Source organism: Chryseobacterium suipulveris (assembly GCF_022811685.1).
Lineage (GTDB): Bacteria > Bacteroidota > Bacteroidia > Flavobacteriales > Weeksellaceae > Kaistella > Kaistella suipulveris.
The window spans coordinates 432,996-456,185 of the sequence record NZ_CP094532.1 but is presented as its reverse complement, the minus strand read 5'-3'; the positions used below and the strand labels follow the sequence as shown (position 1 = coordinate 456,185).

The window sequence follows — 23,190 nt, the reverse complement described above, 5'->3', positions numbered from 1 at the left end:
AAGTAAAAATAATCAAAAATCCCAAAACCTATTAGATTTAGAATTTCATTTTTACAAAATAGAAAATCAGCATTACCCAGGAAATAATCATCAGCAAACCACCAATCGGCGTGATTGGCCCGAGAAACTTCAGGTTGACTCCCAAATAATCCTGAAACGCAAGGAAATAAATACTGAAAGAAAACAGCAGCGTTCCAAAGATCATCATCCAAGAAATCCAGTTTTCAGATTTCGTTTCGTATTTCAAAATCCAGCCGACAATCAAGAGGAAGAATGCTGCATACATTTGGTAACGCACTCCGGTCTCGAAACTTTCAAGCCGATCCGGCGATAGAATTTTTTTGAAGGCATGCGCACCGAACGCTCCCAAGATTACGGAAAGCAGCCCGTAAACTGCACCAATAATTAAAGTTAATGATTTCATGTTTTTTAGATGTCAGATTTCAGATTTCTTATCCTTTGCTATAATCAATAAAAATCCGTCCCAGCAAAGTGAGGATTCCCAAAATAATCAAAATATTCGCCATTTTCCTTGAGGAATTCCATCGAGGGTTCTTGCTGAATTTGATTGTCAAACCCAATGCGACAAAAATTAATGGCAATCCGTATTGTAAGTAGTGTAGCATAATTTTAGATTTTTCCGTATTTCTCAAAAAGTTGGAGTTTTTTTATTCTCGACCTGATTGCGCCTTCATTTCTTTCAAAAACACGACACATTTCCTTTACTTGCTTGCCTGCAACATAAAACATTTCAAGTTTCTCATCATCCGACTCCGTCCAAGGTAGATAAGCTTTACGACTTAAATCTCTTCCCTTTTCCAAGTAATTATTGATTAGCTCAGATGAAGGTTTGGTGATTTGTATATCAAACTTGTTGGCAACAGCTAAGAGCAAATCTAAGTTTTCTTCAGATCCTTCAGCAACAATCATTATCTTCATAATTAATTATTTTTTCTAATTCTCTCCAACTCCGCAATCACCTCGTGGTGGCTCACCGTTTTGTCCTTGAAGTAAGTTACAAAGTGCTGTTTTTCTTCCTCGGTGGCATTAAACTGATTGAGGATATTGAACAAATGCATCTTCATGTGTCCTTTCTGGATTCCGGTCGTTACGAGCGAGCGGAGTGCCGCAAAATTCTGCGCCAATCCTGAAACCGCCAAAATACTCATCAGCTCCTGTGCAGAAGGTTTTCCCAACAAAGCAAGAGAAAATTTCACCAAAGGATGCAGATTCGTCAAGCCACCAACAACTCCCACCGAAATTGGAAGATCGATCCAGAATCTGAAAACTCCGTCGTCGATCGTGCAGTGGGTTAAACTTCGGTATCTTCCGTCTTTCGCAGCATACGCGTGAGCACACGCTTCCGTTGCTCGGAAGTCGTTTCCAGTCGCGATTACCACCGCATCTACACCGTTCATAATTCCCTTGTTGTGGGTAGTTGCCCGGAAAGGTTCAATCTCTGCAATCGTTACCGCACGTTTGAACTTGGTCGCAAACTCTTCGTTGGAAATTCCGCTGTCGTCATTCAGGTCGTCGATTTTACAGGAAACTTCAGCTCTCACTATACAGTCAGGTGTGAAGTTCGAAAGAATGTTCATCACAATCTGCAACGAATCTTTTTCTTCTGCGGTAAAGGTTTCGTCTTTCGCAACCTCGTCTTTCAGCGTTTTCCCGAACTGTTCAAGACAGGAGTTGATGAAATTCGCTCCCATCGAATCCACGGTATCGAAACTCGCCTTGATCTGGTAATAATTCGGCATATCCGCGGTTTTGTCGATCAGTCGGATATTCAGGATTCCACCGCCGCGGTTGCGCATATTTTTGGTGATGTCTTCCGTGGCTTCAAACAGTTTCTGTTTCAGTTTAAAGTTGAAGAAATGTTGCAGCTTGTGCGATTCCACATTAAATATGAAATGAGTGTGACCTAATTTTTTGGTGTTGATAATCGTCGTTTTAAAACCGCCTTTATCGATCCAAAATTTTGCCGATTTTGAAGCGGCTGCAACCACTGAACTTTCCTCAACCGCCATTGGCAAAGCCAGTAACTTACCGTCAATCAGGAAGTTGGGTGCAATTCCATAGGGCATGTAAAAATTGGAAATGGTATTTTCAGAAAATTCCTCGTGGAGCTTCTGCAATTGCGCATCTTCGTTCCAATATTGTTTCAGTATTTTCTGGTATTCCTCTTTTCCGTGGAGATATTCATTAACAATCCAATCGATTTTTCCCTGTTTTGGCAGCTTGGAAAAACCTTCAACCGGTTTGTGGGTCATAATTCAAAAATTTCATGTAAAGATAAGATTTTCGGTTGGAAAGCGGAAGACGGAGGAACGAATAACAATAATTGCTAACTTTAGAAAATGAAATATATTTCCCTATTCCTGATGTTCTTTCTGCTTCTCAATTGCGAGCAAAAAGTCGTTTCCTCAACTCAAGTGGTTGGAGAAACTGATGCTGTTTATGAAAAGCCAGGTAAAGTTGAAATCAACCGGGAAAAGAATACGATTATCGAGCGATTTCAGCCACCACAAGGTTTTACCTGGATAACATCTGAGGAAAATTCGTACGGCAACTTCATTGAGCATTTTCCCCTGAAAAGCTATGGTTCCCCAATCGTGAAATTCAACAGCGAACCAGTTGCCAACCAAAACCTGCGCGAAGGAGTTTTCGATCTCGATGTTGGAACCAGAGATTTGCAGCAATGCGCGGATGCGGTGATTCGTATGAGATCAGAATTTCTGTTCAAAACCAGAAAATTCGATGAAATAAAATTTCACTTCACCAGCGGAGATTTACTTACGTGGAACGACTACAGGGAAGGAGTGCGGGCTTTCGTGAACGGCAATAAAGTAACCTTCAGGAAAGCCGAAACACGTGATGATTCATATGGCAATTTCATAAAATATCTGGAACTTGTTTACAATTATGCGGGTACAATTTCGCAGTTTCGCGAGACAAAACCTCTGAAAAGCAATTCTGATTTAAGAACGGGCGACCTCCTGATCACCGCAGGAAGTCCAGGTCATGTGGTTTTCATTGCAGGAACGTGCAAAAACGAAAAAGGAGAAAAACGTTATCTCTTGGCGGAAGGTTTTACTCCTGCACAGTCAATCTCAATAATGAGCAATCCGTTTGATCCAAAAATTTCGCCTTGGTACGAACTGGATGTCAACGCAGCTGAGATCAGAACTTCAAGATACCGGTTTCAACCTGTGAATTTCCGGAGATACTAACTTTCCTACTGAAAAGTTTGAAGTTTGAAGTCCGAAGTCGGAAGACAGATTGTAAAAAAAACAAAAAAACCGAAAGATTTCGGTAAAGATTTCTTAGCAGACAAAACTTTGTCATGCTGAGGTTCTCGAAGCATCAGTACAGACAAAAAAATCCAAAAAATTTTCTTTAGTCTAAAGTTATTTTGGAAAATAATCATTTTGACGCTTCGAGAACCTCAGCGTGACACATTCCTGCATTCGTACAAATCAAAATCCAGTTCCTCTTTTTTAGAATTGTATTTTTCCAGAAAGCTTGAGGTCCGAAGTCCGAAGTCGGAAGACAGATTGTAAAAAAATAAAAAACCGAAAACTTTCAGTGAAAACCTGTTAGAAGCCAGAACTTTGTCATGCTGAGGTTCTCGAAGCATCGGTACAGACAAAAAAAGTCCAAAAAAAAAAATTTTTCTTTAATCAAAAATTATTTTGGAAAATAATCAGTTTTGACGCTTCGAGAACCTCAGCGTGACAGATTATCGCAGTCTTAGAAATTAAGTATTAACTTTCCAGCTGCGTTCCCAAATACTCCCATTCCTGCAAAGCCAGATCCAGCTCCTCTTTTTTGGAATTATACTGTTCCAAAATTTCAGCCGACGGATTTTCTTTGGCAAAGGAACTTTCAAAATTTTCAATCTCCAGTTCTAAAGCAGAAATCTTTTCCTCGACTTTTTTGATCTTGTTTTGAAGGTTTTTTTGTTCTTTGGTTTGAAAAGAGTTTGATCCCGAATTGCTCGGGACAGGGTTGGATTGATGTGGTTTGACATCGTTTGATGGAACGTCTTCCTTTTGAACAACGGGTTCGTTTCGCATTTCCGACAGTTTCGACTTTTCGGCCGAAATTTCACGGATCGATTCTTTTTGCCTGAACTCAAGGTATTCATCAATGTTTCCGAGAAACTCCTTCATCCTTCCGTCGCGGAATTCAAAGATTTTGTCGGAAAGTCCTTGCAAAAATTCACGGTCGTGAGAAATCACAATCAACGTTCCTTCGAATTTTTGTAGCGCCAATTTGATAATTTCCTTGGACTGAATATCGAGGTGGTTTGTCGGTTCGTCCATAATCAGGGTGTTGAACGGACGTAAAAGTAATTTACACAAAGCCAGTCGGTTTCGCTCACCCCCGGAAAGAACGCGGGTTTTCTTCGTCACGTCATCGCCCTGAAAAAGAAAGCTTCCCAACAAATCGCGAACTCGCGGTCGGGTTTCTTCGGTTGCGGCGTCTTCGGCTTCCTCCAAAACAGTTTTGTTCGGCGAAAGAACTTCTTCCTGATTTTGCGCAAAATACCCAATATTCACATTGTGACCGAGATTCCATTCTCCTGAATAATCTTTGATTTCACCGGCGAGGATTTTTGCCAAAGTCGTTTTGCCCTGTCCGTTTTGCCCGAGAAGCGCGATTCTGCTTCCTCGTTCCACAAAGAAATCCACTTTGTCGAAAACCTGTTTCTTGCCATATGCTTTCCCTAAATTCTTCGCCTCGAAAATAACTTTACCGGGAACAACCGACTGCACAAAACGGATGTTGAATTTGGAAACATCGTCATTATCAATCTCGATGCGCTCGATTTTTTCTAATTTTTTAATCAAAGACTGCGCAAAAGATGCCTTCGTTGCAGAAGCACGGAACCGGTTGATATTGTCTTCCATCTGCTTGATTTCCGCGTCCTGGTTTTTCTTTGCTTGGGTGAGTTTTTCCTTTCGCTCCTTACTCAGCTCAAGGTATTTGGAATAGTTGGCTTTATAGTCGTCAATCTTTTTATTGTTAATATCGAAAGTCCGGTTGCAAACGGAAGTCATAAACTGTTTGTCGTGGCTCACCAAAACGATGGAACCGGGATATTCCTTCAGAAAACTTTCGAGCCAAATGATGGACTCCATATCGAGGTGGTTCGTCGGTTCGTCGAGGAGCATCAAGTCGTTTTTCTGAAGGAGGAGTTTTGCCAACTCGATTCTCATTCTCCAACCTCCGGAAAACTCATCAGTAATTTTGTGGAAATCATCGGCTTTAAAACCTAATCCTAAAAGCACTTTTTCCACATCACCTTCCAAATTGTATGCGTCGTGGTGCATCAACAAATCATTTAATTCCGTCATTCGATGGATCAATTTTTCGTAGGCGTCGCTTTCGTAATCGGTTCTTGTCGCCAACTGATGATTCACGTCATCGAGTTCCGCCTTCATCGCGTTGATCTGTTCGAATGCCTGCAAAGTCTCATTCCATACCGTTCTTCCTTTCACGAAATCCAAATCCTGCTTCAGGAAACCGATGGTGATATTTCCTTCAGGAACGATAAAACCTTCGAAGAAATTAATTTCCCCGGAAAGCATTTTCAGCAGCGTAGATTTCCCTGCTCCATTTTTCCCGACCAAACCGATCTTATCATCTTTCTTAATGGTAAAATTGACGTTCTGAAAAAGATAATTTCCCGAGTGGTGCAGACCTAAACCCTGAACTGAAATCATGAGCAATAAAGTATTTGTAATGAGTAATTTTCGACGTGCAAAAATAGGGAAACTTATTGAATTCCGAATTTGTAAAATGAACCGGTAGAAATAAAAAAAAACCTACCGAAAAACTTCGGTAGATTCTAAAAACACAAATGATGAAAAAAATTTATTCTTGGCCATTGTTGAACAATTGACCACTGCAAATATTGAAATAATTTTTGAATTCCGCAAACACGTTTTCGATAAAAATTTAATCTATACCGCTTTTTCTCACTTTGAGTAAATAAAAATCCACCAATCTGCTGAGATTGATGGATTTATAAAAACACAAATGATGAAAAAAATGTTCTCCGCCGTAAAACATTGAACACTACAACGATTAGAAAAAGAATGTTTTTTATCTTACTATTCCCAATAATATTTATTTATCATTGTAATATGCAAAATAAATATGAGGAAAAAACGCGGTCAATACTGTGTTTATCACAATTCGGAAATTTTTAACTCATTTAATATCATCAGTGCAAAACATTTTACATGAAAAGAAACTAACTAATTCTTGAATGATTCCAGTAAGTTAAGCTAAGTTTTTTGGGCTCTTAAGATATCATAATTCAATCAACGGATTCCAAAAGATATTCCTAAAATTCTGAATTCTATTGTCCTTCACTTCCACTCCTTCTTTTGCCAGTTTGCCGACAAAATCACGGAGACAGCTCGCTGTGATATGTCCGCACGAATTGCATACACGGTGCGCAGGAAAATCGTCGCCGTAATTACGCAGGACATTTCCAACGTGGCGCGAATGATTCGGATAACCAACCGCCTTCGCAATCGCTCCATAACTCGTTACCCTTCCTTCCGGGATGAGCCGAATGATTTGGTAAACCTGTTTTTTGAAAAGTTCGTCCATATTTCAAAGGTAGGATTTTTTGGTGTAAGTAGGAAGGAGCGAGCGGAGCGAGCGCCGAAAAGTGATTTTGTAGCGCACAGCTTTGCAAAGAAGTACGGGAATGAGTTTCTAGCCCCGATCGCAGTTGAAATCCTTTTTTGTTTTTTTTCTTAATTAAATGCGCCTCTTGGCGCATTCCTACAATCGCAAAAAAACAAAAAAGATTGCAACCCTGCCTGTCGTCAGACAGGGAAAAGCGGGACTGCATGTGCAAGAAAACTCCCACCTCGTTGCTCCAAAAAAAATCGCCCCCAAATTCTGGAGACAATTTGTATTTCGTATTTCGTAATTCGTACTTTTTAAGAGTTTTCAAGAATGTACTGGAACATCAGCGGCGCGCAAATGGTGGCGTCGCTTTCCACGATGTATTTCGGGGTGTTGATGTCGAGTTTTCCCCAAGTAATTTTTTCGTTGGGTACCGCGCCGGAATAGGATCCGAACGACGTGGTGGAATCTGAAATCTGGCAGAAGTACGACCAGAACGGGATGTCGGTCATTTCTAAATCCTGGTAAAGCATCGGTACGACGCAGATTGGGAAATCTCCCGCGATTCCGCCACCGATTTGGAAGAATCCGACTCCTTTTCCTGCTGAGTTTTTCGGGTACCAATCGGCAAGGAAGGTCATGTATTCAATTCCAGATTTCATCGTCGAAGGTTTCAAATCGCCTTTGATACAGTAGCTCGCGAAGATATTCCCCATTGTGGAATCTTCCCATCCTGGAACCACGATCGGAAGGTTTTTCTCGGCGGCAGCAAGCATCCAAGAGTTCTCTTTCGGGATTTCATAATACTGCTCCAAAACGCCTGACAAAAGCATTTTGTACATATATTCGTGCGGAAAATATCGTTCTCCTTTTTCTTCGGCATCTTTCCAGATTTCGTAGATGTGCTTCTGTAACCGTCGGAACGCCTCTTCTTCGGGAATGCAGGTGTCTGTAACTCGGTTCAGCCCTTTTTCGAGCAACGCCCATTCTTCCTGCGGAGTGAGGTCACGATAGTTGGGAACTCTCACGTAGTGCGAATGCGCCACCAAATTCATCAAATCTTCCTCCAGGTTTGCTCCGGTGCAGGAAATGATCTGCACTTTGTCCTGACGAATCATTTCTGCCAAGATTTTGCCCAGTTCCGCGGTTGACATCGCGCCCGCCAAAGAAATCAGCATTTTTCCGCCGTCTTTCAAATGGGCGACATATCCTTTGGAAGCATCTACCAAAGCCGCAGCGTTGAAGTGCAGGTAATATTTTTCGATAAATTCAGTAATCGGCTTGTTCATTTTTTAAAGGTTTTTTTTGATTTCACAAAGATAGGGATTTGGGTTGGAAGCAGAAACCCGGCGTTGAGTTCCCAAAAACAAAGCCGTCTCTTGTTCGGAAACGGCTTTTGTGATAACGTGAAAACCATTTACGCTGGCTGAATCCACGGTTCTACCTTGAGAATCTCGATTTTTCTTTCTCCGTCTTTGAAAGGCCACTTGATAATGTCACCTGCTTTGTAACCTACCGCTGCAAGTGCAATATCTGAGAGGATAGAGTATTTGTTCTTTTTCGGTTTTGCTTTGGTCGAAGCCACAAAGATGTACTCATTCTCATGATCGTTCGTGTGGTCTTTGATGGTAACTTTCCTGTCAACAGTCACCACGTCTTCGGGTAAATCCCTGCGCAAAACCTGTTGTGCGCCCTTAAGTTCGGTTTGTAGGCGTTTTTCTTCCTCGATACTTACCTTTCTTCTTCTGAGATGCTCTTTAATGGCATCATAAATTCCGGTTGTTAAGATTATGTTCTCTGACATTTTTGTAATATTTAAATTAAGATTAATTAGGTTTTTCTAAATAAACCTGAATTTGATTACCCCGACCCTAAAAGGAGCAAATTCAGCTTTATTTAGAGGGAAACTGTCCGTTCGTCGCGACGAATAGTGCAAAAAGAAAATTTCCGTTACTATTTTATTTTGAAATATTTCACTCTAAATTAAATGATATTTCGCAAAATGACCCGCAAAACGAATTTAGCAAAGTCCTGTAATGCTAATTTCGGAAGCGAAAAAATAAAATGAATGTATAAGTACCCTGTCGCGGACCGGACAGGGTTTAGCTGACGAATTCCTTGGAGTTCCTAAGGAAAGCGTCGCGGTGCAGATAACGCAGTGATGACAGAATCTGGTCAAGACGTGAGTTATGAAATAGGAAATTGATCATCCGGATGTTTTCAATTTCTTCAAAGATAATCATTAACTTTCTAAAAAACAAATAGTTAAAGATCAGGACGGAATCTCCTGTTGTCTTTCTTTGCCGAAAGTTTCTTTTTGGTGTCCAACCTTTTTTCGATTTGTGCTTTCGATGGTTTTGTTGATTTCCGGGGTTTTGGTTTGATTAAGGATTTGTTGACCAGTTCCGTAATTCTTTCAACCGCAATTTTTCGGTTTTGCAGTTGGGTCCTACTGTCGGAAACAGTGATCTGAAGAATCCCGTCCAAATTTATCCGGTTTTTGAGTTTTTGGGAAATGAGTTCTTTCTCCTCCTCGCTGAAAAATTCACTCGCCGAAACTTTCCACATTACGGTTACCGAAGTTTCTACCTTGTTCACGTTTTGTCCACCCGCGCCGCTGCTGCGCGAGGTTTTGAAAGTGAGCTCTGTAGAAAAGTCTTTCATTTGGGTTAAGGTTTTCGGAATTCCCCTCCTTTGGGGGGGGTGTCTTCGACGAAGGAGAAGACAGGGGTGGTTAAAATCTCTTCTTCAATTCCATCCGGTCGATTTTTCCGTTGGGTTTTCTCGGAATGGTTTCTACAAAGATAATCTCTTTCGGCTGATGGTTTTTGGTTGGATAAGAAATTTCTGATAAATCCTGCAGCAACTTTTCATTCTGAATTCCCTCAATAATCAGCACCAATTTTTTGCCAAGTAAATCATTTGTAACCCCGATGAAAACAGCTTCATTTGCAATTTTCTTTTTCACCAAGCTTTCCAGTTCTTCGGGACAAATTTTTAATCCAGCCGAATTAATTACATTGTCTGTTCTTCCTAAAAATTTGAATTGCTGTCTATCAAACTTATCAGATTCTAAATTTCGAAGTTCAACTAAATCGTTAGTTTTGAGAACTTCTGCATTGAGTTTCGGCGCAAAAATTGTCAGACAACCACGTTCGTCTTTGGAAACTTCAATTCCATCCAAAACAGAAAAGTAATTTTCATCAGTAGGAAATAGTTCTTTCAACGCAATGTGAGAGAGTGTCTCACTCATTCCATACGTTTCGAAAACTGTAGTTTGAGCGTTAGAAGAAGTGAGCGCTTGATTGAGTTTTTTTTTGAGCGTTTCTGAAACCTGCGCTCCGCCGATAATCAGTTTACCGATATTTTTTGTTTTGGCTAAAGAATTCTCGACCTGTAACGGAGACATCGCGCAGAAATCAAACCATTGTTCAATATTTTCGAGTGGTTTTGAAGTAGGATTGACAATGGTCAGTTTTAACTTTCTCTCAATGGATCGAACCAACATCATTTTTCCGGAAATATATTCTACGGGAAGGCAAAGAAAAGCCGAATCGCCTTTTTTCAGTCCAAGAAAATTGCAGGTCATCTTTGCGGAATTCAGCATTCGCACTTTTTCAACTTCAAGAATTTTTGGAACTCCTGTGGAACCCGAAGTTTGTACTAAAACGGTTTCAGAATCGGAAAACCATTCTTCTAAAAAAGAAACGACTTTCCGCTCAAATTCGGTTTGGGGTGAAAGTGATAGTAAATTGATATTTTGTGAAAAATCGATTTGCATGGATGAAGTTTGAGTGACAATTAATGAAAAGCAAATTTTGCGTGCGTATTTTATCGCAAAGATGCAAAGAGAATTTAATGAAAATGCTAACTATGACGAGCGCAAAGCAATTTCATTTAGCAAAGGTAGAATACAAGGTTTCAAGAATCCTTAATTTAGGCGACTAACTAAACACAATAAGAAATATTGCAAAAAAGCTAGATCAAAATTAAACCTGAATTTGATTACCCCAAAATCCATAGAGGGAGGAAAATTTTCTCGCCATCTAAGCTCCGAATTATCACCTATCACTTATCATTCTCCACCACTCCAACTCACCCACTCTCCAACTCTCCAACTTCTTGTCTCTTCACTCTTTTGCCTTGGCTCTTGGCTCTTTTTCCTTGGCTCTTGGCTCTTTTTCCTTGGCTCTTCCCTACATCCTATCCACCGTTCCGATTCCCAATAACGAAAGTCCTTTCTTGATGGTTTTCCCTGTAAGTTCTGAAAGTTGCAGACGGAACTGTTTTGCGTTATCGTCGTCCTGATTGAGGATCGGGTTGTTCTGGTAAAACGAGTTGTAGGATTTCACCAAATCGTAAACATAATTCGCAACCAACGCAGGAGAAAGCGTTTCCGCTGCTTTAGCAATCACTTCCTTGAAATTGGAAAGATTGGCGACCAGTTCCTTCTCGGATTCATTCATTTCATAATCTGAAACTTTTTGTTCATGATAATTGGCTTTGTTGAGCAACGACTGGATCCTTGCGTAAGTGTACTGGATAAAAGGTCCCGTATTTCCGTTGAAGTCGATGCTTTCTTTGGGATTAAAGAGCATTTTCTTTTTAGGATCCACTTTCAGCATAAAATATTTCAGTGCACCGATTCCGACGGTTTCGTAAGATTTCTCCTTTTCTTCGGGTGAAAGATTTTCAAGTTTGCCAAGTTCTTCCGCTTTTTCTTTTGCGGTTTCGTACATTTCCTGCATCAGATCATCGGCGTCAACAACGGTTCCTTCGCGGGATTTCATTTTTCCTTCCGGTAGTTCAACCATTCCGTAAGAAAGGTGGTACAGGTTTTCTGCCCAGTTGTAACCCAATTTTTTGAGGATTTTAAAGAGGACGTCAAAATGATAATCCTGCTCATTTCCCACCGTGTAAATCAATTTCTGGATGTTGTTTTCCTTGAAACGTTGCACGGCGGTTCCCAAATCCTGGGTCATATAGACCGAGGTTCCGTCGGAACGAAGCAGAAGTTTGTGGTCGAGTCCTTCGTCGGTGAGATCGCACCAAACAGAACCGTCGTCTTTTCTGTATAAAACCCCTTTATTTAAACCCTCCTGAATCAAATCTTTGCCTAAAATATAGGTATTGCTTTCGTACTGAACCTGGTCGAAATCTACGCCGAGTCGTTGATAGGTCTCATTAAAACCATCATATACCCACGAATTCATTTCGTTCCACAGAGACCGAACTTTCTCGTCGCCCTTTTCCCAATCGATGAGCATTTTCTGGGCTTCTTGAATAATCGGTGCGTTCTTTTTGGCTTCATCTTCCGACTGTCCTTTTTCGGTCAATTCCTTGATTTGTGCTTTGTAATTTTTGTCGAATTCTACATAATAATTCCCGACCAACTTATCGCCTTTGGTTTGGGTTGACTGCGGCGTTGCGCCATTTCCGAATTTTTCCCATGCAAGCATTGATTTGCAGATATGGATTCCGCGGTCGTTGATGATTTGGGTTTTGATGACTTCATAACCATCCGCTTTTAAGATTTGCGAAACGGAGTACCCCAGAAGATTGTTTCTGATGTGTCCCAAGTGCAGCGGCTTATTGGTGTTTGGCGAAGAATATTCCACCATTACCATTTTGTTTTTGTCTTCAACTTTGTCGAAATTTTCTTTAATGGAATTGAAGTTATCAAGAAAGAATTCGTTCTTCACTTTAAAATTCAGAAAACCTTTTACCACGTGGTAGCTCTGAACAAAATCTGTCCTTGTAGAGAGCGCGTTTCCCAAATCTGTTGCAATCTGGTCTGGACTTTTTTTCAAAATTTTAACCAAAGGAAAAGTGACGATAGTAAAATCTCCTTCGTACTCAGTCTTGTTTTGCTGGACTTCGAGTGTCACCGGTTTGGGATTGTTCTGATCTTCTAACTGATAGTTGGTCTGGACGATTTCAGCCAGTTTATGTTGAATAAGGTCTTTGATATTCATTGGAAAAAATTGAGTTACAAATATACGGAAATAAAAAAACCACTCCGAAGAGTGGTTTGAGGTATATACTAAATTTGATTAGTTTTTGTCCCAGAACAGTTTGGTTGTAAGTTTGTCTCCACCAATTGCCGCGGATCCCGCCTCATAATTAGTTGGATTTGTTGATTGTTCTGTAACTGGATATTTCAAACGAACAGGAATTTTTCCTTCAGACTCAGCAACTGCAGCAACAGCTGGACTCATTACAGGATAGTCAAGACGTCTCCAGAAATTGAAACTGTTCAGCGGTTGGTCATACATTGCTACCCAAGCTTGCTCACCGATTGACTTTTTCCAATTGGTAGCATCATAAGGATGCGTTGCAAGATAAGCAGTCGCTTCAGCAGCAGTTTTACCCCATTGCAAGAAGGAAGCAGTAACCGCGTTTGCATAGTTGGTTGCTGGATCCCCTCCAATTCCCCATCTTGCAGAAGCTTCAGCTAAGTAGAAAGCAACTTCTGTATAGTTCAACAGGATTCCTGGTGTAGAAACTGCGTAAGCAAATGCACCTGCTCTCGAGAATGAGTTGAAAGAAGATCTCGCTCCAATCGTACCTCCACGATAGTAGAAACTATATCCCAAATTATTATCAGGAATAACAGAACCTTCTTTATAACCACTAAGCGTGAATGAATTTCCAGAGATGCTCGTGATTGTTCCCACCAATGTATTTGGCATTACAAAAACCTGATCACCAACTTGCGGTGCAACTGGTGCTGCTGGATCAGCTGGATCAAATGTGATTGTACTTCCAGTAACTCCTGTAACAACACCTGCTAAGTAATGCACATTCTTTTGGAAATAAACATCTCTTCTAACATCATTACCAGCATTCATATAATCAACCAAAGTTTTCCCAGCTACATAGTCATTTCTATTACTTGCAACCAAGTTGGCGTAAAGCTGGCTATAGTTAGGAGAAGCGGCATAAGGCATCAAAGCATCATCTGCTTTTGACGCAAAAACTCCACCGGCAATTGCTTGTTGAGCAGTAGCTTGAGCAAGTGCAGGATCAGAATCTGCAATACCGATCGCTAATTTCAAAAGTAAAGAGTTTGCAAACTTTTTCCACTTTGTAACATCACCGTTGTAGAATTTTTCACCAGATGAAAAACTCTTCCCACTTGTCAAGCTTGCGATATCTTGCTTCGTTCTCGAAATAAGACTTGCGTAAATGTCCTTACCTGAATCATATTTTGGTAGTGGGTGCGCATCGATGTCACCTGCTTCAGAATAAGGAACGTCCCCATTTGCATCCACTAATAACTGGTAGCTATAAACTTGCAGCAAATCCAAAATAGCTAACTGATTAGCTTTTGTGGCAGGCCAAGTAGCAGCTTCACTAGCTGTAGGCGCATATTGGTTAACCAATTTTTTCGCTTCAGATAAGTTCTTAAGTGATCTGATATACAAGTAAGTCCACACATTGTTTGAAACATTACGCGTTGAAAAGTCATAATTACTTTCATCGATGTAAGTTGTTTCCTGCCAGTACTGCATTGTCAGTCTGAAGTTGTTGATGTTAACGTTCGGAGTTGTAACATAGTCTGCCAACTGCTTTTCCGCATAAGTTAACAATGTAGCGGGAGTTGCAGTATAGTAGCTGTTCGGGTCAGTGTTGATCTCCGACATTGATTCTCTTCCGCAAGACTGCAGTAAAGTAACCAATAATATTGATGCTAATATTTTTTTCATTTTTTTTAATTAAAAGTTAAGTCTAACATTGAAAGAAACTGTTCTTGTTGTTGGAAGAACACTGGTTTGATAACCTTGTACGTTACCAGCACTTAATCCTGATTCAGGATCTGCATAAGGAATGTGCTTCTTGATGATCCAAAGGTTGTTTCCGATCAAGCTGAATGAAGCTCCCTGAATAAATGTAGATGTTAAGAATTTCTTAGGAAGTGAGTAAGTAATCGCTGCTTCTCTTAACTTAATATACGAAGCGTCATATACAAACTGCGACGCAGGATATGCTTGATAACCAAACGCATTGAATGATTCTGCATCAATTCTTTTTGTATTCGGAACATAGTTAGGGTTTGCAGCAGTACCGGTATTTACAACACCTGGCAAAATTAACCCACCACCATCAGCTAAAGAGTTTCTAACAGGGTTTCCTAAATCATTGATGAAAACTGTTTCAGGATAAAGACCGGTTGCCAAACCATAGTACTGGTCAAGAGAGAAGATTGAACCTCCCTGCTTAACGTCAACTTGGAATGACAATGCCAAATTTTTGTAAGAAAGGCGGTTAATAACACTACCAAACCAATCTGCCTGCATATTACCAATCACAGAATTGGTATTTGAAGTAAGATATTTTCCAGTTGCAGCAGAGATGATCTTATTACCATTTGAGTCATAAACAAAATCAGATCCTTTGATGGTACCATAATCGTCGTTCAAAGAAGCGTTAATAGTTACACCACCCTGGAACGATCCCAAAGTAATATTCTCCACACCTGAAGCTAGTTCTGTAACTTTAGAACGTGGGTTAGACCAGTTCAGGTCGAGCCCCCAAGTAAAGTCGCTTGTTTTCACCGGTACCAAATTCAGGGCAACTTCCATACCTTGAGATCTCATGTTACCAACATTCTGGAATTTCGCTGCCACACCTGAAGAAAGTGTTACAGGAAGCGCAAGAAGCTGATCGGAAGTATCACTTCTAAACCATCCAAAATCTAATCCCAGACGGTTTTTGAAGAATTGCAAATTGATACCCGCTTCCAAAGACTTAGTTTTCTCTGGTTTCAAGTTAGGGTTCTTCGCAGTTGTATTATAAAAGAAAGTTGGTGTGCCGAAAGTTGTTCCTACGTTATATTGGTTCATAATTTGGTTTGGATCCGTGTCATTACCAACTACAGCATAGGATGCTCTAATTTTACCAAAGTTCAATGCTGAGTCTTTCAAGAAGTCCCAGTTAGAAATCACCATACTTGCAGAAACAGATGGATACCAGTATACTCTATTCTCAGCAGGCAAAGCAGTTGAAACGTCTCTTCTGATTGAACCCTCCAAGAAGTAAGTATCGAAGAATCCTAATGATGCCTGACCAAAAATACCATAGATATTTTTCTGAGTATCTCTTATAATCGGTGCGTTCGGAGCTGAAGCACTATTCGTAACTGAATATACTCCTGGAATAACTAATCCCCCCTGTGTACTTTGTGAATTCGAATAGAACTTTTGTATGTTAACGTTGGTTCCAACTAATGCAGTCAAGTTAATGTTTTCAGTAACATCATCTTTATAGGTTGCAATGAAGTCGAAGTTTTCTTCATTTCTCTTTTGATTCACAACGGCGTATCCTGAAGGGTGGTTTCCGGTACCAGGTCCGATTGACATTGCATCAGGTAGTGAGCCAACAGCTCTTCTCTCGTCAATCATATAGTTAAAGCCGTCATGAGATACTCTACCCAATAAGTTGATCTTGCTCGTAACATCATAGCTTACACTGAAGTTTCCTGCAAATCTCTGTCTTGAGTCGGTAACGTAGTTTTCGTACAGACGGAAATAAGGGTTATCCCAATAAAGCGGCGCAGTATTTTCAGGATCCATCATATTCCATGAATTATTTTTTCTGTCCATGAAATAAAGATCCCTTTGGTCATACATGTCCACGTTTGTAGCCCACCACTGACGGAAGTTACCCATCATACCATGGTAACCGGTTGGGTTTTTACCAACAGTACCCTGAGTTACGTAAGTTGCATACAAATTTGCAGTCAAGTTATCAGCAATCTTGTAAGAAGCATTACCGGTAAACGCGTTCTTATCTAACCGTGAGTTTGGTAAGATATCGTTTCCTTGTGAGTTTTGATAAGACAAACGGAAAGATGCAACATCATTCCCTTTCGAAACCGAAATAGAGTTATTGAAATTAAACGCTTTTTCAAATAAATATGAAGGATCATGCGCTGCTTTTACCCAGGGAGTCGCTTTGCCAAAATCTTTTGATCCAGGGATAAAAGCTGTATACTGCCATACCATAAGATTTGGATCATAAGCCGCCCCGTAAGAAGCATCTTCATAAAGTGGAGACATAGGTTGCCCATTATACTCTTCAAAGAAATCATTAGGAGCATAGCCATATCCGGTACCATAACCTTGACCGTACTTATCTTGATAAGTTGGGAAGGTTTCTTTATTGATTGCCGAATAAGAAATTGATGAAGAAAGATCAATATCTAACTTCTGTGATCTTTTCCCTTTCTTAGTCGTAATGATAATCGCACCATTCGCAGCACGTGAACCATAAAGGGCGGTTGCAGCCGCACCTTTCAGTACGTTTACTTCTGCAATGTCTTCAGGGTTGATGTCGGAAATTGTGTTTCCGGTATCGATCGCCAATCCAGAAGTATTGATACTTGTGTAGGAGTTAATTAGCGGCGCTCCATCTACAACAAACAGTACAGAGTTGTTTCCAGTCATAGAACGGTAACCTCTTAAGGTAACGTCTACCGAACCACCAATGTTACCACTGCTCTTGATGTTCAAACCAGCTACTTTACCCGAAAGGTTACTTGTAAAGTTATTGGTAGGAGATTTTACAATATCTTCAGCTTTAACGCTCTGAGTAGCGTAACCTAAAGATTTTCTTTCTCTTTTAATACCAAGAGCCGTCACTACAACGCCCTCGATATCCTGTGTTCTCGCAGTGTCCACCTTCTGTGCATTTACCAAAGCAAATGAGGAAGTTAAAACGACAGCCAGAACGCTTGTTGTTAGTTTCTTCATATCAAATTAAATTTTTTCAATAGACAAATGTGCAAAACTTTCCTTAAACGACAAAATTTTTTGTTAAAAAATTCTTAATAAATTTGTAATATGACATTCGTCATAATTTCAAACGCCTATTTAATTTGTTTATTGTGGATTTAATAAAAAAATGGTCAAATCTTTCTATTGAAGCAGGTTGCGACGAAGTCGGCCGAGGTTGCCTGTGTGGTCCGGTTGTCGCCGCAGCGGTAATCCTCGATGAAAATTTTAACCAAAATTTGGTTAATGATTCCAAAAAGTTAACTTTTAAACAAAGAACCGATCTTGACGACTATATAAAAAGCAACGTTAAAGAATTCGCCGTCGCCGAGATTTCACCCGCGCTGATTGACCAGCACAACATCCTCAACGCGAGCATCCACGCAATGCATCTCGCACTCGACCAATTGAAGAACCCACCTGAATTCATCGTAGTGGATGGAAACAAATTTCATCCCTACAACTATATTCCCCATCAATGCGTCGTTAAAGGTGATTCAAAAGTGCTCTCCATCGCCTGCGCTTCAATCCTCGCCAAAAATTATCGCGACCAACTGATGATCCAGCTCCACGACGAATTCCCAGAATATGGGTGGAACAGGAATATGGGTTATGCCACCAAACAGCACTGTGAAGCACTGAACAAGTACGGACCCACGATACATCACAGAAAATCGTTCCGGCTTATCTATGAGTGATGGGTGATAGGTGATGAGTGATAATAAAAAACGGAAGTCAGTCGCTTCCGTTTTTTTATACTATATATTAAGGTGTGTTATTTTTTCTTCTTTTGTTGCTGCTGTTGCTGCAAACGCTGTTGTTCCTGCGCCTGTTCCATCATCTCGCGCATTCTCTTTTGGAATTTTCCTTCCGGTTTTGGCTCTTTCTGTTTGTTGGCCTGAATTTGCGCGTGGATTTTTTTCTCGTCAAGAATTAAATAGTTAATGACTAAGATAATAATCACGTTAATCGCATTCGAAACAAAGTAGTACCACGAAAGTCCCGATGCGGAAGTATTAAGGAAAAACAGGAACGTAATCGGGAAGATGTACATCAGAACCTTCATATTCGGCATTCCCGGCTGCGTCGGCTGCTGAATATTTCCGGCAGTCATCATTGTATAGATCAAAATCGCAACAGTACACGCAATCGCAAAAATACTGAGGTGATCCTGCAGAAAAGGAATGTGGAAAGGCAGCTTGATCACATCATCATAAGCGGTAAGGTCTTTTGCAAACCAGAAACTTTTGCCCCTCAAATCAATCATATTCGGGAAGAAGCGGAACAGCGCGTAGAAAATCGGAATCTGAATCAACCCCGGCAAACAGCCCGCCATCTGGTTCACGCCCGCTTTTCGGTAAACCGCCATCACTTCCTGTTGCTTCTTCATCGGATCGGCGTCTTTGAATTTATTATTGACCTCATCAATTTCCGGACGGATTACCCTCATCATCGCACTGAGTTTGTGCTGCTTGAACATTACCGGCGAAAGAATGATCTTCACAAAAATCGTCATCAGGAAAATCACCCAACCTGCAGCAATTCCCCAACTGGAAATCAGGTTGTACATCGGGATGAAAAACCATCTGTTCAACGTACCGATAAACGACCAACCAAGCGGAAGGAGTTCGTCAAAATTTTTGCCTTCATACGATTTCAAAAGCTTCAGATCAAGCGGCATAAAATACCATTTGAAATCCTGATTGAGCTCGTTTCCTGCCAAATCGATCTGCCCGTTGAAATTGAATTTCTTCAAAAACTCACCTTCCTCGATCATTTCCTGGTGACCGCGAGAATTTTTGAAACCATATTGCGGCTCGATTACTGCAGAGAAAAACTGCTGCTTCACACCCAACCAGTTCAAGGTTTCCTTCGGCTCCTCCATTGTGGTTCTGCCGTCGTAATCAAAACTTTTGTAGTTGTTGAAAGCATAGTTGAATTCGGTGTGGGTTTGCTCCTGCGAACGCCCTTTTTCAACGCCGCGCACATTGTAATCCCACACAAAATCAGTTTTGGAATCGGAAACCAATTGCGAAAGTCCCTGCGTTTTTACATTAAAGTCAACGGTATATTTATCGAGAAGTGTATAAATAAACTGAATGATTGCTCCGTTTGCATTTGCCTGCATCGTCACAGAATTACCGTTTTGAGTAGGGCTAAAAACCAAATCCTTAGTATTGAAGATTTTCCCGGTTTTGTCTTTAAACTGAAATCCGTACGAAGAATTATTTTTATCGAACAGCAGGAGCGGCTTTACGTTTCTGTCGGCAGCTTTGTCATACGCTTTGAACTCGTTGAGCTGCACGGTAGAAATTTGCCCGCCAAGTGTGGAAATATTCAAGGTAAGTTCCTTATTTTTCAGTTCAACCTGCTGAATCGAAGTTGTTTTCACACTGTCGTTCAGATTGGTAACCATCGCCGGTTTCACTGGATTGCTTTGGGCAGTTTGCGTCGCCTGCACTTTATTTTCTGCATCTTTCAGCTGCTGTTCTTTTGCCTGCTTGTTCTGGAAATAAAACATTCCACCCATTAATATTAAGGTGAAAAGCACGAAGCTTAGAAGCTGGTTTTTATCAAGACCGTTGTTTTGCTGCATTACTACGATTTGGGGTTTGAAGTTTGAGGTTTAAAGCTCGAGTATTTTCAAACTTTGGACCTCTCTTATTTTGGGTGACAAAAATACTCATTTTTTTAAAATAGGTCTGCATTTTGGCATCAAATAAAAATGCCCGCTGAAAAACGGGCATCAGAATTATTCACAAATCTTACCTGTATATAAATCCCAAATCGGAAAACACATTTCGTAGTCGCTCCAAAGCAGGTCGCCATATGCTAATCTAAATTTTTTGAAATTGCTTTCAACAAGATATTTCTTAGTCATCGGGTTTTTAGATTCTTCGAGAAATGACTTGAAATCCACAACCTTCATCGAATCATCAGAAAACTGCAGCTCTATCATAAAGTTTCCTTTGTATTCTGCTTTGGTTATTGCAATTACTTTTGTCATATTTTTTTAGTGATTTTTTCAGATTTTATTTCTTTATTATATACAAAGAAATCTATCCATTTTCTAACAATATCGTCACGATAATACTCGACAAGCTTTTTCAGCTTCTTGAGATTTTTTTTTCGTCGAGAGGAGTCTTTTCCTTTAACCTCTTTAATTCTCACTTCAACAAACTTGCCGTCTTCAAAAATAATCTCCGCTTTGCTTTCTTTCTCCTGAAATTTGCAATGAAAGTGAATAGGTTCGTGCTCATTCGAGTAAAACAAAATAATAAGACCAAAATATTTCGTAAAGCTTGGGCATTTTATTTGTAAAAATACAAAATTTATTTCTTTGTCGCCGCCTTAATCAGCGCCTTGAATAAAGGATGCGGCGTTGCCACCGTACTTTTGTATTCGGGATGGTACTGCACACCGATGTAGAACGGGTGATTGCTCAACTCGATCGTTTCCACCAAACCTGTTTCGGGGTTAAATCCTGTTGGAACTAAGCCCTTTTTTTCAAACTCATCTTTGAATTCCGAGTTGAACTCGTAACGGTGTCGGTGTCTTTCCGAAATTGTTTTTGCTCCGTAAATTTCTGAAAGTTTCGAACCCGCTTTCAACGAACATTTCCACGCGCCAAGTCGCATTGTCCCGCCTTTTTCTACCACATTCTTCTGTTCCTCCATCAATGAAATTACAGGTTCAGGAGTCGAAGTGTCGAATTCCATCGAGTTGGCTTTAGCCATTCCTAAAACGTTTCTTGCAAACTCGATCGTCATCACCTGCATTCCCAAACAAATACCGAGAAGCGGGATGTTGTTTTCCCTCGCATATTTTGCCGAAAGAATCTTTCCTTCAATTCCGCGGTCGCCAAAACCTGGAGCGATCAGCATTCCGTCAATTCCCTTGAAAAGGTTTTCTACATTATCTTTAGTAATGTCACCGCTGTAAACCCATCGAATCTTCACTTCAGTCTCCAAATCTGCACCGGCGTGAATAAACGCTTCCGCGATGGATTTGTACGAATCCTGCAGCGAAACATATTTCCCGACCAAAGCAATCTCCACCTTCTTTTTGGGGTTTTGATATTTCTTCAGGAAGTTTTTCCAGTCTTTCAAATCGGCTTCCTTGTCAGATTTCAGGCCAAGTTCCTTTAACACCACATCATCAAAATCCTGCTTTTGCAGGTAGAGCGGAACTTCGTAAATGGTATCCAAATCTTTGCATTCAATTACATTTTCCAAAGGAACGTTGCAGAACTGCGCCAATTTCGCACGCTGCTCTTTAGGGATTTTATACTCGGTTCGGCAAACCAAAACATCCGCCTGAATTCCGCTTTCCATTAATTGACGAACAGAGTGCTGCGAAGGTTTGGTCTTCAGTTCCCCGCTTGAAGACAGGTAAGGAAGCAGCGTCAAATGAATCACCATCGAGTTGTTCTCGCCCAGTTCCCATTTCAGCTGGCGAACCGATTCGATATACGGAAGCGACTCGATATCGCCCACTGTTCCGCCAATTTCGGTAATGATGATGTCGTAATCTTTCTTGGCTAAAATCTTTATCCGCCGCTTAATCTCATTAGTAATATGTGGGATGACCTGAACCGTTTTCCCGAGGAAGTCGCCCTTTCTCTCTTTTTCGATGACGGTTTGGTAAATTTTCCCGGTCGTCACATTATTATTCTGCGAAGTCTGCGAATCAAGAAAACGCTCATAATGGCCCAAATCCAAATCAGTTTCAGCACCGTCTTCGGTTACATAACATTCGCCGTGTTCGTATGGATTTAAAGTTCCGGGATCGATATTGATATAGGGGTCGAGCTTTTGGATGGTGACCTTGAAACCTCTTGATTTTAACAGCAAACCAAGCGATGCCGACACAATTCCTTTACCCAAAGATGAAGTAACACCTCCCGTGACGAAGATGTATTTGGTGTTCTTTTTACTCATTAGATTAGGTTTGCGCAAAGTTAGCTTAAAAACTTTTATGGGGCAATCTGTATTTGGTGGAAATAATAAAATTTAAACAAATGTTTACCACTCTTTCTGGGTGATTTATTTCATAACTTAAACATGAGATTTGTCATTGAAATTCAGGGGGAATCGCTTTAACTTTACATCAGAAAATTTGTCCAAGAGACAGAAAGAAAAATATTGAATTTAACTTTAAAACAATTATAAAATGAAAAATTCACTGAAACTTGTTCTTGCCTTCTTTGCAATCTCCATGTTCGGATTTGTAAACGCACAAAACATCACCGGAAAATCTACCAAAGTAGCTGTTGACGGAACTTCACCAATGCACGACTGGACGATGACCTCGTCTTCTGCAACATTTAGCGGAACTGTGAGCGGAAACGCAATTACCAACGTAAGATTCACAATGCCTGCAAAAAACTTGGTAAGTACAAAAGGTAAAATGATGGATAACAAAGCTTACGCTGCTTTGAAAGCTGACAAAAACCCAACGATTACTTTCACCGCTGCGTCACTACCTGTTGGAAAAGGCAACTTGACCGGAAAATTGAGCATCGCAGGTGTAACAAAAGATGTAACCTTACCTGTAAATGTTGTGAAAAACGGAAACTCCTATAATATCACCGGAACAGAAGACATGAAACTTTCTGACTTCGGAATGGAAAGACCTGGATTCATGGGGGTAAGAACTGGTGACGCCCTAAAAATCACTGTAAACATTGTGGCTAACTAAACACGGATCAATCATATTTTATGGAACAGCTGCCTTTTTTTAGGCGGCTGTTTTTTTTTGG

21 protein-coding genes are annotated in these 23,190 nt (G+C 40.5%); 3 read left to right on the top strand and 18 right to left on the bottom strand.

Annotated features, from left to right (window positions below; translation table 11 throughout):
* Positions 1 to 37: 37 nt before the first annotated feature.
* Genes MTP09_RS02175 through MTP09_RS02160 form a run of 4 tightly spaced genes read right to left on the bottom strand, consistent with a single transcriptional unit; the run spans position 38 to position 2,273 of the window.
* On the bottom strand, positions 38 to 424 hold the full coding sequence (locus MTP09_RS02175) for a DUF423 domain-containing protein (RefSeq protein WP_243550215.1): 387 nt from the start codon (positions 422 to 424) through the stop codon (positions 38 to 40).
* Positions 425 to 452: 28 nt separating this feature from the next.
* On the bottom strand, positions 453 to 626 hold the full coding sequence (locus tag MTP09_RS02170) for a hypothetical protein (protein ID WP_243550213.1): 174 nt from the start codon (positions 624 to 626) through the stop codon (positions 453 to 455).
* 4 nt (positions 627 to 630) lie between these two features.
* A complete protein-coding gene (locus tag MTP09_RS02165; protein ID WP_243550211.1) occupies positions 631 to 939 on the bottom strand; it encodes a hypothetical protein in 309 nt (102 codons plus the stop codon).
* A 2-nt stretch (positions 940 to 941) separates the two neighbouring features.
* Positions 942 to 2,273 (bottom strand): hydroxymethylglutaryl-CoA reductase, degradative, encoded by a 1,332-nt coding sequence (locus MTP09_RS02160; protein ID WP_243550209.1) that lies wholly within the window; start codon positions 2,271 to 2,273, stop codon positions 942 to 944.
* Positions 2,274 to 2,360: 87 nt separating this feature from the next.
* Between MTP09_RS02160 and MTP09_RS02155 the strand changes: the two genes are divergently transcribed.
* On the top strand, positions 2,361 to 3,233 hold the full coding sequence (locus MTP09_RS02155) for a DUF4846 domain-containing protein (RefSeq protein ID WP_243550207.1): 873 nt from the start codon (positions 2,361 to 2,363) through the stop codon (positions 3,231 to 3,233).
* A 534-nt stretch (positions 3,234 to 3,767) separates the two neighbouring features.
* Here MTP09_RS02155 and MTP09_RS02150 read toward each other — a convergent pair.
* The 10 genes from MTP09_RS02150 to MTP09_RS02105 form a co-directional block, all read right to left on the bottom strand.
* Positions 3,768 to 5,732 carry an ABC-F family ATP-binding cassette domain-containing protein gene (locus MTP09_RS02150; protein ID WP_243550205.1) on the bottom strand — a complete coding sequence of 655 codons (1,965 nt, stop codon included), beginning with the start codon at positions 5,730 to 5,732 and terminating at the stop codon, positions 3,768 to 3,770.
* Between the two features lie 592 nt (positions 5,733 to 6,324).
* The gene (locus MTP09_RS02145) at positions 6,325 to 6,630 is read right to left on the bottom strand and encodes an MGMT family protein (RefSeq protein ID WP_243550203.1); all 306 of its coding nucleotides are present in this window, start codon (positions 6,628 to 6,630) and stop codon (positions 6,325 to 6,327) included.
* A 338-nt stretch (positions 6,631 to 6,968) separates the two neighbouring features.
* Entirely contained in the window at positions 6,969 to 7,943 is a 975-nt protein-coding gene (locus MTP09_RS02140; protein ID WP_243550201.1) for a deoxyhypusine synthase family protein, read from the bottom strand.
* A 128-nt stretch (positions 7,944 to 8,071) separates the two neighbouring features.
* The gene (locus tag MTP09_RS02135) at positions 8,072 to 8,458 is read right to left on the bottom strand and encodes a GreA/GreB family elongation factor (protein ID WP_243550200.1); all 387 of its coding nucleotides are present in this window, start codon (positions 8,456 to 8,458) and stop codon (positions 8,072 to 8,074) included.
* Between the two features lie 298 nt (positions 8,459 to 8,756).
* The gene (locus MTP09_RS02130) at positions 8,757 to 8,897 is read right to left on the bottom strand and encodes a hypothetical protein (protein ID WP_243550198.1); all 141 of its coding nucleotides are present in this window, start codon (positions 8,895 to 8,897) and stop codon (positions 8,757 to 8,759) included.
* A 22-nt stretch (positions 8,898 to 8,919) separates the two neighbouring features.
* Complete coding sequence (gene arfB / locus MTP09_RS02125; RefSeq protein ID WP_243550196.1) at positions 8,920 to 9,318, bottom strand: alternative ribosome rescue aminoacyl-tRNA hydrolase ArfB; 399 nt, start codon at positions 9,316 to 9,318, stop codon at positions 8,920 to 8,922.
* Positions 9,319 to 9,388: 70 nt separating this feature from the next.
* Entirely contained in the window at positions 9,389 to 10,435 is a 1,047-nt protein-coding gene (locus MTP09_RS02120) for an AMP-binding protein (RefSeq protein ID WP_243550194.1), read from the bottom strand.
* Between the two features lie 415 nt (positions 10,436 to 10,850).
* Entirely contained in the window at positions 10,851 to 12,629 is a 1,779-nt protein-coding gene (argS, locus tag MTP09_RS02115) for an arginine--tRNA ligase (RefSeq protein WP_243550192.1), read from the bottom strand.
* Positions 12,630 to 12,707: 78 nt separating this feature from the next.
* Positions 12,708 to 14,363: a SusD/RagB family nutrient-binding outer membrane lipoprotein gene (locus MTP09_RS02110; RefSeq protein ID WP_243550190.1), complete on the bottom strand. Its 1,656-nt coding sequence runs from the start codon at positions 14,361 to 14,363 to the stop codon at positions 12,708 to 12,710.
* A 9-nt stretch (positions 14,364 to 14,372) separates the two neighbouring features.
* Positions 14,373 to 17,408: a SusC/RagA family TonB-linked outer membrane protein gene (locus MTP09_RS02105; RefSeq protein WP_243550188.1), complete on the bottom strand. Its 3,036-nt coding sequence runs from the start codon at positions 17,406 to 17,408 to the stop codon at positions 14,373 to 14,375.
* A gap of 134 nt (positions 17,409 to 17,542) precedes the next feature.
* Between MTP09_RS02105 and MTP09_RS02100 the strand changes: the two genes are divergently transcribed.
* Positions 17,543 to 18,127 carry a ribonuclease HII gene (locus tag MTP09_RS02100; RefSeq protein ID WP_243550187.1) on the top strand — a complete coding sequence of 195 codons (585 nt, stop codon included), beginning with the start codon at positions 17,543 to 17,545 and terminating at the stop codon, positions 18,125 to 18,127.
* A gap of 77 nt (positions 18,128 to 18,204) precedes the next feature.
* Here the strand turns inward: MTP09_RS02100 and yidC are convergent, their stop codons facing one another.
* The 4 genes from yidC to MTP09_RS02085 form a co-directional block, all read right to left on the bottom strand.
* The gene (gene yidC, locus MTP09_RS02095; RefSeq protein WP_243550184.1) at positions 18,205 to 20,025 is read right to left on the bottom strand and encodes a membrane protein insertase YidC; all 1,821 of its coding nucleotides are present in this window, start codon (positions 20,023 to 20,025) and stop codon (positions 18,205 to 18,207) included.
* Positions 20,026 to 20,181: 156 nt separating this feature from the next.
* A complete protein-coding gene (locus tag MTP09_RS02090) occupies positions 20,182 to 20,436 on the bottom strand; it encodes a DUF2442 domain-containing protein (RefSeq protein WP_243550182.1) in 255 nt (84 codons plus the stop codon).
* On the bottom strand, positions 20,433 to 20,702 hold the full coding sequence (locus MTP09_RS14495; protein ID WP_396022236.1) for a DUF4160 domain-containing protein: 270 nt from the start codon (positions 20,700 to 20,702) through the stop codon (positions 20,433 to 20,435). Before MTP09_RS14495 ends, MTP09_RS02090 begins: the two co-directional genes overlap by 4 nt.
* 59 nt (positions 20,703 to 20,761) lie before the next feature.
* A complete protein-coding gene (locus MTP09_RS02085; protein WP_243550181.1) occupies positions 20,762 to 22,369 on the bottom strand; it encodes a CTP synthase in 1,608 nt (535 codons plus the stop codon).
* A gap of 232 nt (positions 22,370 to 22,601) precedes the next feature.
* Here MTP09_RS02085 and MTP09_RS02080 point away from each other — a divergent pair, with 232 nt between their 5' ends.
* Positions 22,602 to 23,129 carry a YceI family protein gene (locus MTP09_RS02080; protein ID WP_243550179.1) on the top strand — a complete coding sequence of 176 codons (528 nt, stop codon included), beginning with the start codon at positions 22,602 to 22,604 and terminating at the stop codon, positions 23,127 to 23,129.
* Positions 23,130 to 23,190 lie beyond the last annotated feature (61 nt).

Coding starts and splice junctions, on each gene's coding strand:
- MTP09_RS02150 (WP_243550205.1), bottom strand. CDS start 5,732: ATGATTTCAGTTCAGGGTTTAGGTCTGCACCACTCGGGAAATTATCTT.
- MTP09_RS02105 (WP_243550188.1), bottom strand. CDS start 17,408: ATGAAGAAACTAACAACAAGCGTTCTGGCTGTCGTTTTAACTTCCTCA.
- argS (WP_243550192.1), bottom strand. CDS start 12,629: ATGAATATCAAAGACCTTATTCAACATAAACTGGCTGAAATCGTCCAG.
- MTP09_RS02140 (WP_243550201.1), bottom strand. CDS start 7,943: ATGAACAAGCCGATTACTGAATTTATCGAAAAATATTACCTGCACTTC.
- MTP09_RS02160 (WP_243550209.1), bottom strand. CDS start 2,273: ATGACCCACAAACCGGTTGAAGGTTTTTCCAAGCTGCCAAAACAGGGA.
- MTP09_RS02170 (WP_243550213.1), bottom strand. CDS start 626: ATGCTACACTACTTACAATACGGATTGCCATTAATTTTTGTCGCATTG.
- MTP09_RS02080 (WP_243550179.1), top strand. CDS start 22,602: ATGAAAAATTCACTGAAACTTGTTCTTGCCTTCTTTGCAATCTCCATG.
- MTP09_RS02145 (WP_243550203.1), bottom strand. CDS start 6,630: ATGGACGAACTTTTCAAAAAACAGGTTTACCAAATCATTCGGCTCATC.
- yidC (WP_243550184.1), bottom strand. CDS start 20,025: ATGCAGCAAAACAACGGTCTTGATAAAAACCAGCTTCTAAGCTTCGTG.
- MTP09_RS02155 (WP_243550207.1), top strand. CDS start 2,361: ATGAAATATATTTCCCTATTCCTGATGTTCTTTCTGCTTCTCAATTGC.
- MTP09_RS02175 (WP_243550215.1), bottom strand. CDS start 424: ATGAAATCATTAACTTTAATTATTGGTGCAGTTTACGGGCTGCTTTCC.
- MTP09_RS02085 (WP_243550181.1), bottom strand. CDS start 22,369: ATGAGTAAAAAGAACACCAAATACATCTTCGTCACGGGAGGTGTTACT.
- MTP09_RS02090 (WP_243550182.1), bottom strand. CDS start 20,436: ATGACAAAAGTAATTGCAATAACCAAAGCAGAATACAAAGGAAACTTT.
- MTP09_RS02120 (WP_243550194.1), bottom strand. CDS start 10,435: ATGCAAATCGATTTTTCACAAAATATCAATTTACTATCACTTTCACCC.
- arfB (WP_243550196.1), bottom strand. CDS start 9,318: ATGAAAGACTTTTCTACAGAGCTCACTTTCAAAACCTCGCGCAGCAGC.
- MTP09_RS02135 (WP_243550200.1), bottom strand. CDS start 8,458: ATGTCAGAGAACATAATCTTAACAACCGGAATTTATGATGCCATTAAA.
- MTP09_RS02130 (WP_243550198.1), bottom strand. CDS start 8,897: ATGATTATCTTTGAAGAAATTGAAAACATCCGGATGATCAATTTCCTA.
- MTP09_RS02110 (WP_243550190.1), bottom strand. CDS start 14,363: ATGAAAAAAATATTAGCATCAATATTATTGGTTACTTTACTGCAGTCT.
- MTP09_RS02165 (WP_243550211.1), bottom strand. CDS start 939: ATGAAGATAATGATTGTTGCTGAAGGATCTGAAGAAAACTTAGATTTG.